We start from the raw sequence: 11,453 nt of genomic DNA on the forward strand, positions 1-11,453 counted from the left end.
TCGCTCCACGGCGTGCAGATGCGCCGACTCGGCTACACACGGATGCGCGACTCGGCTACACGCGCGTCAGTCGAGCCCGATGGAGAACGCGGCTTCCAGGTCGACCTGGGAGTAGGTGCGGAAGGCGATGTGGGTCTCGGTCTCGAGCACACCGGGGACCTTGTTGACCTTGTCGGCGACGACGTTGGCCACGTCCTCGTGGGCACGGACGCGCACCAGGGCGATCAGGTCGATCTGGCCGGTGACGGAGTAGACCTCGCTGACGCCGTCGATGGCGGCCACGGCCTCGGCCACCTCGGGGATCTGGGAGACCTCGGCATTGATGAAGACGATCGCTGTGATCACGCAGGTCACGTTAGCCGATCCGCCTAGAGCTCCGCTGCCCGCCGGCCCGCACCGCCGATCGGGCAGGTCCACTCGCCCTCGATATGGGCGAGGCGTACGCCTGGGGACTCGAGCCAGCGCAGCACCAGCTCGGTCTCCTCGGCGCTCGCGGCCGGGACCGGGCCCGGGGCGGCCAGGACCGTCTCGGCGCTGAGCTGGAGATCGGCGACGTAGGCGTGGGCGTTGGCCTCTCGCGGGATCACCCCGGCGCCGGCGAGACGCCCGTGACGGACCACGTGGACCGCCCAGCGGCCATCATCCTCACGCCGGATCGCGGTGAGGTCGGGCAGCCGGGTCAGGCCGCTGAGCCGCTGGGTGCGCGCGGCGCCGCGCAGGTAGGAGGTCAGCCGGTCGCGGTGGACGGCCGCCTCCTCGAACCGCTCCTGCTCGGCCAGGCCGGTGAAACGCTCGGTGACGGTCTCGACCACCTCGTCGGGCCGGTGGAGCAGCGACTCGCGGACCCGCGAGACCAGGGCCGCGTACGTCTCCGCCGGGACGCTCTGGTCGCACGGGCTCAGGCAGCGGTGGAGCTCGGCGAGGACGCAGGGGGTCTTGCGGGGCAGCAGCGGGAGCCGGTCGGCGCACTGCCGGATCGGGAAGGTGTCGTGCAGCGCCTGGAGGGCCTTCTCGGCGACCTTCTTGGAGCCGAACGGGCCGAGATAGTCGGCGTCGTCGAGGAGCACCTGCTTGACCAGCGACAGCCTGGGCCACGGCTCCTGGGTGAGCTTGACGAAGTGCATCTTCTCCGGGCGTCGCGAACGGCGGTTGTAGGGCGGCTTGTGCTCGGCGATGAGCCGCAGCTCGCGCACCCCCGCCTCCAGCGCCGTCGCGCACTCGATGCCCTGCACGGTCGCGGCCAGCCCGACCATCTCGCCCATCCGGGAGCGAGTCTCGGAGGCGGTGAAGTAGGTGCGTACGCGAGTGCGGAGGTCCTTGGAGGTGCCGATGTAGAGCGGTCTGCCCTTGTCGTCCTTGAACAGGTAGACGCCGGGGGCGTGGGGCAGGTCCTCGGCCAGATGGCGCTTCTTGCGCTGGGCGGTGGTGACCTTGGCGGAGAAGACCGAGAGGTCCTCGAGGGTCTGCACGCCGATGTTGCCGAGCCGCTCCATCATCCCGTGGAGGACGTCGACGGTCGCGCGGGCGTCGGAGAGGGCGCGGTGGTTGGGGGTCGTGGGGGAGCCGAAGACCCGGGCCAGCGAGCCGAGCTTGTGGTTGGGCGCCTCGTCGCGGGTGACCACCCGGCGGGCGATCTTCACGGTGTCGAGCACCTCGAAGCGCGGCCAGGGCCGCTCCTGCTCGGCGGCGAAGTGCTTGAGGAAGCCCACGTCGAAGGGGGCGTTGTGGGCGACCAGCACGCAGCCCTCGGCGAACTCGAGGAACGCCGGGAGCACCGACTCGATCGTGGGGGAGGATGCGACCATGGAGTTGGTGATCCCGGTCAGCACGGCGATCGAGGGCGGGATGCCGGTGTGGGGGTTGACGAGCGTCTGGAACTCGCCCAGCACCTCGCCGCCACGCACCTTCACCGCGCCGATCTCGGTGATCATGCCGCCGTTGTCCGGGCTGTTGCCGGTGGTCTCCAGGTCGACCACGCAGAAGGTCAGGTCGCGTAGCGGCCTGCCGAGCTCGTCGAAGCCCCGCTGGGCCTCCCAGCCGCCGGTGGCCTGCTCACGCTGGCGCCGGGCGACGGCACGGGCACGCATCTCCTTCCGCGCCTCACGCACCGCCGAACTACTACTCATGCGAACACACTAGCGAGTGCCACCGACAGTGCTTCGCCACTAGGGTGTGGCGCACCTGACATTGGGAGGTGTGGGTCATCGCTGCGAGAAACGGCGGCAACGACGGGTCCTCGGGAGGGAACGAGGACCGTCCCTGGGCGCGCTGGTTCGCCCGCTCGGGCTCGTTGCAGGTCGAGCCGGCCGAGGCCGGCGAGCAGGCCAGGATGCTGCTGAGCGAGGACGGGCACGCGGCGGCGCTGCGGTTCAACGAGCGTGTGCTCGACACCTTGACCGGCGACCTGGCGGGCCTGGTCGAGTACGTCACCGTGCTGGACGGTGCCAAGGCGGAGGAGGTCCTCAACACCCAGAAGCTGATCGACAACGCCTTCGCCCGGGTCTCCGGCCAGGGTGTCGACCGGTTCGTCGCCTGGCTCGCGGAGCTGCGTACGCAGGGCCATCCTGCGATCGCGGTCCAGGCGCTGCATGCCTATGGCAGGCTCGCGGACGGCGATCTGGCCGCCGTGGCGACCTCGCTGGAGTCCGCCGCGGACCGGGTGATCCTGATCGCGGCCGCCGCGCTGCACCGCCCGCCCGAGGACGCGGCCCGGCTCGCGATCGAGACCGAGCACGACGCCTCGATCGCCTACGCGGTCATCCACGACGTGCTCCGGCAGCGGACCGTCCCCGACATCGCCCGTTTCCTGCGCGCGCTGCACCTGCTCGGGGCGCCGGACCTGGTCAACGACACCGTGAAACAGTTCGCGGCCCCGTCCAGCGGTCGCTCGAACCTCGACAAGGCCCTGCTGTACGTCGCGCTGGACGCCAGCCCGAGACTGCGTGAGATCGCGCTGGACCTGCTCTGGCGCACCCTCGGCGCGGTCGGTGACCTCGGCCGGGCGCCTGGTCCCGCTCAACAGCAGGATCTCGTCGCGGCGTTCTGGGAGCTGTGCCCGGGCGGCCGCGTGCTCGAGGACTGGTTCAAGCTGCGCCTCGACGGCACCGAGAACGCCGAGGAGGCGCGCGAGCACGTGGTGCTGCTGCTGCGCGGCAGCCGGGGTCCCGGCCGCGACAGCCTTCTGGCGGCCCTGGCCGGCGACGCGACGCCGACGAACCTCAAACGCATCTGCGAGACCCTCATGGAGGAGGGCGACGAGGCCCAGGCGGCGATGCTCGTCCGCGCGCTCGCTCACAGCGGCCACATCGAGCGGCTCGGCGACTTCCTCGACCGGTGGTCGTGGGCGCAGCCGTCCGCCGACACCACGCGGAGCCTGCTCCACTGGGTGCTCACCCCGGAGGGCGCGGACCGCGAGCCGATGGCGTCCGCCGTCGTGGAGGGCATCGCCGCCTACCTCGCCGACGGCCATGGCAAGACGCTGGGCGAGGACCTTCGGCGGCAGGCCGCGACCCTGGTCCGGCTCCGTCCCGCCGAGGAGATCGTGGGTCTGCTCGGGCACGTACCCGCCCGGGTCGGCAGGCGTGGCCGCTCAGCCGTCGCCGCCGACGTCGGCTGGAGGCTGGCAGAGGATCTGCTCGTCTACCCGGCGCCGACCGAGGAGACGTACGTCGCCTGGTATGCCGAGTGCCTCGCCGCCCTCGAGTCGGCCGGGTTCACCGACGCGGTGCGCACGTCGTGGCATCACCTCGCAGACGAGGCGATCAACCGCCGTGGCGCCGGTCCGACGATCGCCGAGACCGCCCACCAGCTTCGGCGCAAGGAGCTCACCGAAGCGGCCGACCGGCTGCTGATCCGCTATCTCGACCAGGCGCAGAGCGTCACGCCCACCGACATCGTCGGCATCACCACGCGGCTGCGCCTGCACCGCTACCCGGAGGCGAGCCGCGCCGGGGTGCTGCGTCGTTCGGTGGGGCGGTGGCAGGACCGGGCCCGGGTCGACGCCGTCGTCGAGACCCTCATCGCCGCCGGCCAGGAAGAAGAGGCCGAATGGGTCAGGGCCGGGTCGACGTGAGGGTCTGCCGCAGGTAGCGGCGGCCGGCGCCGACGAGGAGGACGAACGCGCCCGAGGCGACGATCATCACCAGGGCGCGCAGGCTCCACACGCTCCACACGGAGTCGTCGTCGATCCGGTGGCGGACCGCGCTCAGCAGCGTCAGCGCGACCAGATACAGCGCGAGCACGAGGAACGGACGATTCGCCGGGTCGCGGGAGAAGAGTCGCGCGCCGTGGTTCTTCGCGTCGTACCAGCCCAGGCCGGGGACCCGGAGATGATGGAGCCAGGGGAGCACGAGGAGGACGAGCGACCCCCAGGCGATCACCGCCACGCCCTTCCACACCCGGTCCCACGCCGACTCGTTGACAACCAGCGCGATGACGACGAAGGCCGCGTACGCCGCGAACGGGAGCAGCTGCTGGAGACCCGTCCCGAGCAGCTCCGAGCGGACCGCCAGGACGACGCAGGTGACCGCGTAGAGGATCAGGATCGGGATCGTGTTGAGCACGGCCAGGGTCTGCCAGTCGCCGCCCACCGCCACCAGGACCACCAGTGCGAGCACCAGGTTCACGAGCAGGATCAGCCAGAAGGAGTCGCTGGTGCGGCCCGGAAGCCGGGAGGCCCGCGGCTCGTGGAGGCCGCTGGGGACGTACCTCTCCGCGCTGAGCGCGTAGACCTCGCGGCTCAGCGCGTAGGTGAACACGATGCCGGACCCGATCGGGGCGATGATCGCGGCGAGGCGGACCAGCACGACCAGCCAGTCGAGCGGTGCCCCGGCCAGGGTCGCGGTGTCGGTCAGGCGTGCGTACGAGGTGCCGTGCTCGGCCCCGGAACCGGCCATGTGCTCGGCGTAGACCAGCTGGAGGGCGGAGTAGAGCAAGAACGAGCCGACGACCGTGCCGTACACCGCCCAGCGCACCCGCCTGGCCACCTCGCGACGGCCGCCCCGGACCTCGCCGGTCACGTCCAGGGGTGCCTGGAAGCCGATGTAGGCGTAGATCACGCCGCTGGTGATCAGCGCGCTGAGCACACCGGTCGACGTCGGCCCGGCCGCCGGTCCCGGGCCGGTGAGGGGAGCGGGGACGGCGAGCGCCAGGCACACCACGAAGATCACCGGGATGGCGATCTTGAGCAGGGTCAGGGCGGCGTTCGTGCGGAGGACGAACCGCCGGGGCAGCAGGACGAAGGCGATGATCGCGGCGGTCACCAGCACCGCCAGCGTGGAGCCGACCCGGGTGAGTCCGCCCTCGCCGGCCAGCGCGGGGACGACCTCGGCCAGCCCGTTGACCGCGGCCGCCGCTTGGGCGGCCGGGTTGATGGCGTACGAGATCCACAGCGACGCCGCGAGGATGATCACCACCAGCGGGCCGAAGGCGTCGTGCGGGTGGAACAGGAGCCCGCCCGTACGCTGCGAGATGAGGCCGAACTCGACCATCACCACGGCGATGGTGAGCATGAGTACGCCGCCGGCGGCCCAGCCGAGGAGCGCGGCCTCGCCCAGGCTCTCGTGGAGGGTGGGCACCGCCAGGAGCCAGCCGGACCCGATGACACCGCCCGCGGCCAGACCGACGACCTCGAACAGGCTCAGCTTGTCGCTGGCGTTGCCGTTGTCGGGCTTCTCGGGGACCTTGGGCTGTTCCGGCTTCTCGGGCTTCTCGGGGCTCTCGGGGGCGGTCCGGCGCGGCCGGGGATCAGGGGGAGCCTGCGACCGACCGAGCGCGACGAACGCGATCGCGGTCAGCAGCCCGCCGGTGGCCGCGATCCAGAGGTCGGGTTTGCGCATCAGGTCGCCGAACCCCACGGACCCGAGGCCGTCGAGCCGGACGGTGCCGTAGAGGGACATCACGAATCCCACGGCGCACAGGACCATCCTGGCGATCGTGTTGAGGGCGTGCCGCACGCGCTGGTCTCCCACTCCCGATGATTCGAATGTCCGCAGAACCTATCGAATCAGGTGGGTTCGGCGCAGGAACCCTGTGCGATCAGGCCAGCAGCGGCGAGAGCGAGGAGAGCGGCACGGTGCGGGCGCCGGCGCGGCGTACGTCCTTGACGACCTCGGCGTCGTCGGTGGCGACCAGGATGACGCGGCCGGCGGGCTCGGCGTCGACGAGGTCGCGGATGACGTCGTCGGCGATGACGCCCTCGGGGGAGAAGAGGACCTTGACGCCGCGCGGAGGCACGGCGGTGGGACGAACGGATGCCGAGTGGGCGTCGAAGACGACGGTCGTCTCGGCGCCGGTGCGGGCGGCGATCGGCGCGATCGCCCGCAGCAGCCGCAGCCGCTGGGCATCGAGCGCCGAGTCGGGCCACAGCGCCTTGGAGACGTTGTAGCCGTCGACGATCAGCCGGACCCGCGGCATCGCCAGGAACTGCTCCAGGTGGGCGCTGCTGGTGACCCCGGCACCGGCGGCGGCGTCAGCGGAGGCCAGCTCGGCCTCCACCCGCTCGCCCGGGGTGCCGGTGACCGGCGGCAGCGCCAGCTCGCGACGCAGGCCTCCGGCCGCGTCGAGCAGCGTGTCGAGCAGGAACCGGGCGCGCAGCGAGGCGTCCTCCCGGTCCGTCTTGGACGAGCGTCGCTCGGCAGCCGCCTCGCGCTCGAGCTTGTCGATCTGGCTGCGGAGCTGCCGCAGCTGGCGGTCACGTGCGGCGAGCTCGTCCTCGGCGCGGGCGAGCGCAGTGCGGGCCTCGCTGAGGGCCTCGTCCAGCCCGGTGCCGACCTCGCGGGCCGCGGTCCGGGCCTCGCCGAGCTTGCGCCGCAGGGCGGTGTTGTCGGCCTTGAGGTCGTCGAGGCGGGCCTTGCGGTCGGCACGCACCTCGCGGAGCTCGTCCTCGGCCGCGGTGAGCTTGCCGCGCAGACGGGCCACCTCGGCGTCGACCACCGGCACCGCGGCGGCCTCCAGCCGGTCCAGGGCCTCCTTGAGCGAGACCTCCCAGCCGTCGGGGCGGATGAGCCACACGACCGCGGCCGCCTCGGCCGGGTCCTCGGGAAGGACGACGTCGTCGGGGGAGTCCTCGAGGACGTACGCCGGGCGCAGCTGGCTCCCGACCTTCTCCCGGACCTCGTCGTCCCCCTCGAGCACCGAGGCGATCATCGCGCCGCCGGCCTTGGCGCGCCGGGCGGGCGCGAAGTCGGCGATCCGCTTGAGCGCGGGCGGCAGGCGCACCACGTCGGGAAGCACCCCGGCCGTGAGCGCGACGATGCGCCCCCGGACCGTGTCGGGGAGCGTCGCGTACGTGGAGACCTCCATGTTCCAAGTGTAGGGACCCGGGCCGCGATCGCCGCCTCGAATACCGTGCTGCGATGGTGGTGACACGCCGGACGCAACCGGACGAAAGCAAAAATGTCGGTGCTCGGTGAGACCGTCACTCACATGACGACGAGAATCGACTGTGACACCTGCCTCGTGCGTGGACTGGCGTGCCACGACTGCGTGGTCACCGTGCTGCTGGGGCCGCCTCCGGAGCTGACCATCGAGGACGACGAGCGCCGGGCGCTCGACGTGCTGGCCGAGGGTGGTCTGGTCCCGCCGCTGCGCATGGTGGAAGGGATGTAGCCGAACTTTTGGGCGTGGGTGGTTGGCAGGTGGGGGATGGCGTCGGCTAGTGTGCGCAGGAACTTGGCGCTCGTGGAAGTGGGTCAACCGGCCCACGCGGGTGTCGCGCTTAGTCCAGGCCCGCTTCGGGGCGGGCCAGGAGCCGGGGAACCACACCGATCATCTGGGGTGTATCCGCCGCAAGAGCGATCCGGGAGACCGGATCGAGGAGCGGTGGTAGGGCAGGTCGTGCCTGAACCCGTCAGCTCACCCGGTAGGCGTCTACGACTACACACAAGGAGACCGTCCGCTCGTGACACGCGACCGGAAGCGACTCATTGCCGGAGCAGCCGGCATCGCCGCCATCGGTGTCGCCGGGATCATTCCCGCAGCGACCCCCGCCCAGGCAGACCCTGACATCGACGACGTTCGCAAGAAGGTCGACAAGCTCTACACCCAGGCCGAGGCGGCCAACGAGGACTACAGCAACGCCAAGCTGCGGCTTCAGGATCTCAAGGATCAGCTCGAGGACCTCAGCTCCGACGAGAAGCGTCAGAGCAAGGAGCTCGACAAGATCCGCGCCGAGCTCCGTGACTCCGTGCTGCGGCAGTTCGAGGGCTCCGACGTCTCTGCCGTCGGCCAGGTGATCACCTCCGAGGACCCGCAGGAGTTCCTCGCCGGTCTGTCCACCGTCTCGTCCTACAACGCGCTGCAGGCCGACCTGCTGGCTCGGTACAACACCGAGGCGGAGGCCCTCCACGTGCGCCGCGAGGCCACCGAGGACGCCAAGTCCCAGATGGCCAAGGTCAAGACGACCATGCAGCAGAAGAAGAGCGAGATCGACAAGAAGTACGACGCGGCCCAGGCCGAGCTCAAGGAGCTCGAGGCCGACGAGCTCGAAGAGTTCCAGTCGACCGACACCAGCATCCCGGGCAACCTGCCCTCGCCGTCGGGCCGTGCCAAGATCGCCGTCGACTACGCGCTCGCCCAGGTCGGCGACTCCTACGTCTACGGCGCCACCGGCACCGCGTCGTGGGATTGCTCCGGCCTCACCATGGGTGCTTGGGGGGAGGCCGGTGTCGGGCTCCCGCACTCCTCCTCGGCGCAGTACAGCAGCGGCCCCTCGGTCCCGCGCGACCAGCTCGCCCCTGGCGACCTGGTCTTCTACTACAGCCCGATCAGCCACGTCGGCATGTACATCGGCAACGGCATGATCGTGCACGCGTCCAACCCGAGCACCGGTGTGAAGGTCTCCCCGATGGACGAGATGCCCTACACGGGCGCCGTCCGCCCGGGCTGAGTTTGACCTAGGACCCCGAAGAGGCCGATCGTTCGCAGGTGCGAACGGTCGGCTCTCTTCTTTCCCGTCCGGTCCTGATCGGGACCGGGCTCGTGCTGGTGATGCTGCTCGCCGGGTTCGTCGGCTGGCGGCTGACCGGCGGAGGCGAGTACGTCGCGCCGACTCCGACCGCTGAGCCGGTCGTGCGCGCCGACACGGAAGCTGCCCGGGCCTCGCTGGAGGCGTTGGTCGAGGGCGTAAGCGATCGGGCCGAGCCCGACGGGGAGGACGCAGCCTCGGTGGCCGTGCGCAACGCGCATGCCATCGGCATCGCCGACATCACCGCGAGGTACGTCGCCGAGGCCGGCAACGTGGCGCCGGACGGCTCCTGGACCGCCGACGTCGAGATGTCGTGGCGCACCCCCGGCGACCCGACGCTGACCGAGGAACTGAAGGTCGCCTTCGGCCCCGAGGGTGCGATCGCCGGGTTCTCGGCGGCCCAAGGCACCCGGCTGCCGTTGTGGCTCAGCGGCCCGGTCGAGGTGCGCCGCACCGGTTCCACCCTCGTGGTCGCCCAGGCCCCCGCCGAGGTCGCCGACCGCTACGCCGAGCTGGCCACCGCTGCGGTCGCCGGGGTCCGCAAGGTGGTCGCCTGGAAGGACCCGCGCCTGGTCCTCGAGGTGCCCGCGAACGGCCTCGACTCGGCGCTCGGCGCGCAGCCGGGGACCTACACCGCCGTCGCGGCGGTGACCGCGACCGTCGACGGGTCCACGAAGGCCGGGACGCCGCTGCACGTGTGGGTCAACCAGGGCGTCATCGGCGATCTCGACGCCCCGGGCGCCCAGATCGTCATCACCCACGAGGCCACCCACGCGGCCACCGACGCCGCGACCAACACCAGCCGGCCGATGTGGCTGGTCGAGGGCTTCGCCGACTACGTCGCGCTCCGCGACACCAAGCTGCCGTTGTCCAAGACCGCCGGCCAGGTCCTCGCCCAGGTCCGCGAGAACGGCGCCCCCGACCACCTGCCGGGCAAGGCCGAGTTCAACACCCGCTCGGAGCACTTCGGTGCCGAGTACGAAGCCGCCTGGCTCGCCTGCGAGGTGCTCGCCGAGGCCGGCGGTGAGCAGGCCCTGGTCGATCTCTACGAGGAGACCGGGCGCGGCATCGGTCTGGAGAAGGCGCTGCAGGCCGGCTTCGGGTTCGGGGAGGACGAGCTGACCGCCCGCTGGCGGACCCATCTGTCACACTCGGCTCGATGACGAGGGCAGAAGTGAGCGCAACGCGACGTACGTCCTGGGTGGTTCTCGTCCTCGGGGCGGTGGCATTCGTGGTGCTCGCCTGGGCGTTGATCCCGTGGCACCCCTACCCGGGCGGCGCGCTCGACCTGCCCGACGAGCGTGATGTGTTCACGGCCGAGGAGCTGGAGCGGATGCTGGCCTACTCCGGCACCGCTCGCTGGATCAGCCGGGCCTCGCTCGTCGTATCGCTGGTCGTTGCCTGCGTGCTCGGGTTCACCTCTCTGGGCCGGCGTCTGGTGGCGCGGCTGCGTGGACCGTGGCTGCTCCGGGTGGTGCTCGCGGTCGCCGTGGTCACGCTCCTCGGCTGGATCGCGACGCTGCCGTTCGGGGTGGCGATCCACCGTCTGCAGATGCGCTACGGGCTCTCGCGACAGGCCTGGGGGCCCTGGCTGGGCGACTCGCTGCTGAACCAGGTCGTCGGCATCGTGACGACCTCGGTGGCGCTGCTCGCCCTCTTCGCCTGCATCCGCCTCGCCCGGCGATGGTGGCCGGCCGTCGCCGCTGTCCTCGTCGCTGCCCTCGTCGTGGTCGGCTCGTTCGTCTACCCGGTCGTCATCGAGCCGCTGTTCAACGACTTCGAGCCGCTGCCGCGCGGCCAGTTCCGCACCGAGGTGATGGCCATCGCCGAACGCGAGGGCGTCGAGGTCGACGATGTCCTGGTGGTCGACGCCTCCCGGCGTACGACCTCTCTCAATGCGTACGTCACCGGATTCGGCTCCACCCGCCGCGTCGTCCTCTACGACAACCTCGTCGACTCGCAGCGGGGCGCCGCCGCGCGCGGGGCGGTCCTCTCCGTCGTCGCCCACGAGCTTGCCCATGCCAAGCACGACGACGTCCTGGTCGGCACGGTCATCGGTGCCGCCGGCGCGGTCGCCGGCGTCGGACTGCTGGGCCTGCTGCTGTCCTACCGGCGCCAGGACGAGTACGCCACCCCCGAAGCCGTCCCGATGCTGATGGCCGTCTTCGCGCTGGCGAGCGTGCTGGCGATGCCGATCCAGAACGGCCTCAGCCGGCACGTCGAGGCCCGCGCGGACGTCGACGCGCTCCATGCCACCGGCGACCTCGAGTCGTTCATCCGGCTGCAGCACGACCTCGGCGCCCGCTCGCTCTCCGATCCGTCCCCGCAGGCCTGGTCGCAGTGGTGGTTCGGCTCCCACCCGACGACGTTGCAGCGGATCGCTATTGCTCGTCGGGTGCTGGACTGAGATAAGGCCGAGTCGGCGCATCCGATCCCTCTGGCTCGCGTGGCGTCGCCAGGCCCGGGATCAGATGCGCCCACTCGGCGC

Annotated in this window: 9 protein-coding genes and 1 riboswitch; of the genes, 5 read left to right on the top strand and 4 right to left on the bottom strand. The window is 71.3% G+C overall.

Features of this window, described 5'->3' with window-relative positions; all coding sequences use genetic code 11:
* Positions 1-66: 66 nt before the first annotated feature.
* A complete protein-coding gene (locus tag ACFU7D_RS25290; protein ID WP_141803873.1) occupies positions 67-345 on the bottom strand; it encodes an Lrp/AsnC ligand binding domain-containing protein in 279 nt (92 codons plus the stop codon).
* Between the two features lie 23 nt (positions 346-368).
* Positions 369-2,087: a DEDD exonuclease domain-containing protein gene (locus tag ACFU7D_RS25295; protein ID WP_378872594.1), complete on the bottom strand. Its 1,719-nt coding sequence runs from the start codon at positions 2,085-2,087 to the stop codon at positions 369-371.
* Positions 2,088-2,194: 107 nt separating this feature from the next.
* Between ACFU7D_RS25295 and ACFU7D_RS25300 the strand changes: the two genes are divergently transcribed.
* Positions 2,195-4,072, top strand: a complete 1,878-nt coding sequence (locus ACFU7D_RS25300) for a hypothetical protein (protein WP_378872578.1) — start codon at positions 2,195-2,197, stop codon at positions 4,070-4,072.
* Here the strand turns inward: ACFU7D_RS25300 and ACFU7D_RS25305 are convergent.
* Entirely contained in the window at positions 4,053-5,969 is a 1,917-nt protein-coding gene (locus tag ACFU7D_RS25305) for an APC family permease (protein WP_378872580.1), read from the bottom strand. The two genes, ACFU7D_RS25300 and ACFU7D_RS25305, sit on opposite strands and share 20 nt — an antisense overlap.
* 67 nt (positions 5,970-6,036) lie before the next feature.
* Positions 6,037-7,302, bottom strand: coding sequence for an NYN domain-containing protein (locus ACFU7D_RS25310; RefSeq protein WP_378872583.1), 1,266 nt, complete (start codon positions 7,300-7,302; stop codon positions 6,037-6,039).
* 123 nt (positions 7,303-7,425) lie between these two features.
* Here ACFU7D_RS25310 and ACFU7D_RS25315 point away from each other — a divergent pair, with 123 nt between their 5' ends.
* The 4 genes from ACFU7D_RS25315 (at position 7,426) to ACFU7D_RS25330 (ending at position 11,372) form a co-directional block, all read left to right on the top strand.
* Positions 7,426-7,608: a hypothetical protein gene (locus ACFU7D_RS25315; RefSeq protein WP_091049976.1), complete on the top strand. Its 183-nt coding sequence runs from the start codon at positions 7,426-7,428 to the stop codon at positions 7,606-7,608.
* A 96-nt stretch (positions 7,609-7,704) separates the two neighbouring features.
* Positions 7,705-7,883, top strand: a riboswitch (cyclic di-AMP (ydaO/yuaA leader).
* Positions 7,884-7,900: 17 nt separating this feature from the next.
* The gene (locus ACFU7D_RS25320; protein WP_378872585.1) at positions 7,901-8,887 is read left to right on the top strand and encodes an NlpC/P60 family protein; all 987 of its coding nucleotides are present in this window, start codon (positions 7,901-7,903) and stop codon (positions 8,885-8,887) included.
* Positions 8,888-8,925: 38 nt separating this feature from the next.
* Positions 8,926-10,128 carry a hypothetical protein gene (locus ACFU7D_RS25325; RefSeq protein WP_378872588.1) on the top strand — a complete coding sequence of 401 codons (1,203 nt, stop codon included), beginning with the start codon at positions 8,926-8,928 and terminating at the stop codon, positions 10,126-10,128.
* Positions 10,125-11,372, top strand: a complete 1,248-nt coding sequence (locus ACFU7D_RS25330) for a M48 family metalloprotease (protein ID WP_378872591.1) — start codon at positions 10,125-10,127, stop codon at positions 11,370-11,372. The genes ACFU7D_RS25325 and ACFU7D_RS25330 overlap by 4 nt, the downstream gene beginning before the upstream one ends.
* Positions 11,373-11,453 lie beyond the last annotated feature (81 nt).

Origin of the sequence: Nocardioides sp. NPDC057577 (assembly GCF_042801335.1) — a bacterium.
Taxonomy (GTDB): domain Bacteria; phylum Actinomycetota; class Actinomycetes; order Propionibacteriales; family Nocardioidaceae; genus Nocardioides.

Excerpts from the sequence above, each read along its gene's own strand:
- ACFU7D_RS25295 (WP_378872594.1), bottom strand. The coding sequence starts at position 2,087 with ATGCGTGCCCGTGCCGTCGCCCGGCGCCAGCGTGAGCAGGCCACCGGC.
- ACFU7D_RS25310 (WP_378872583.1), bottom strand. The coding sequence starts at position 7,302 with ATGGAGGTCTCCACGTACGCGACGCTCCCCGACACGGTCCGGGGGCGC.
- ACFU7D_RS25315 (WP_091049976.1), top strand. The coding sequence starts at position 7,426 with ATGACGACGAGAATCGACTGTGACACCTGCCTCGTGCGTGGACTGGCG.
- ACFU7D_RS25330 (WP_378872591.1), top strand. The coding sequence starts at position 10,125 with ATGACGAGGGCAGAAGTGAGCGCAACGCGACGTACGTCCTGGGTGGTT.